We start from the raw sequence: 1135 nt of genomic DNA, 5'->3' as shown, positions 1-1135 counted from the left end.
CCACCGAGCCCGCCGCGCCCAGCGCCAGCGCGCCGCCCACGTACCAGGTGGCCGGCGACGACGACGCGGCGTCCGCGGTGCCGGGCTCGTGCGGCGCGGGAGCGGGCTTCGGCTCCTGGTGCGCGGGCTCCTGAACGGGCTCCTGCGCGGGCTGCCGCGCCGCGTGCTCGGCCTCCTCGGAAGCGTGCGCGGAATCGTCGTGGTACGCGGTCGTCGCCGTGTTCAGCGTGCCGACCGACGAGGTGCGGCCCGCGGCCGAGAAGCCCCAGTCCAGCAGCGCGCCCGCCTCGTGGTACACCGCCTGCGGCAGCCCGGACTGCGGATTCATCACGGTCGCGATCAGCGTGCGGTCCCCGCGCTTGGCGGCGGCGACCAGGGTGTTGCCCGCGTTGGTGGTGTAGCCGTTCTTCACACCGATCACGCCGGGATAGCGCTTGACGCCGTCGGCGCCGGTGAGCAGCCGGTTGGTGTTCTGGATGCCGAACGACTTCACGTACTTGCCGTGCGCGTCGTAGCCGCCGGGGAACTGCGCCCACCGGGTGGCGGCGTACGTCGCGAAGTCCGGCATGGCCAGCCCCGCGCGGGCGATGACGGCCAGGTCGTAGGCCGAGGAGACCTGGCCCGGCATGTCGTAGCCGTCGGGGGAGACCACATGGGTGTCGTCCGCGCCGAGCATCTCGGCCTTGGCCTGCATCTGACTGACGGTCAGCGGCACCGAGCCGTTCATGTGCGCCAGGACGTGCACGGCGTCGTTGCCCGAGCTGAGGAAGACGCCGCGCCACAGGTCGGCCACCGTGTACGTCTGCCGGGCCTGGATACCGACCAGGCTGCTGCCCGCGCCGATCCCCGTGAGGTCGGAGTCGGTGACGCGGTGGGTGGCGTCGCCGGGAAAGCGCGGCAGCACGGTGACCGCGAACAGTGTCTTCAAGGTGCTGGCGGGCGGCAGCTCGCGGTGCGGGTCCTTGGCGGCCAGCACCTGGCCGGTGCGCGCGTCGGAGACCGTCCACGACAGCGCCGACAGCCCGGACGGCAGCCGCGGCGCCCCGGCGTGCGGCTGTACCAGCACCCCGTGCCCGGCGAGCAGCGGACCACCGGCGACCACCGTCGCGGCGCCGGGGCCCGACGAGCCGCGCCC

At 74.1% G+C, this 1135-nt stretch carries 1 protein-coding gene; it reads right to left on the bottom strand.

The genetic code is table 11. From position 1 onward, the window contains the following. The coding region (locus tag BGM09_RS21560; protein WP_411158346.1) for a D-alanyl-D-alanine carboxypeptidase family protein at positions 1-1135 on the bottom strand (1135 nt) is incomplete at both ends.

Source organism: Streptomyces sp. CBMA29 (genome assembly GCF_014596445.1).
GTDB lineage: Bacteria > Actinomycetota > Actinomycetes > Streptomycetales > Streptomycetaceae > Actinacidiphila.
The sequence above is the reverse complement of the archived record's forward strand: the minus strand, read 5'-3'. Positions and strand labels throughout refer to the sequence as shown.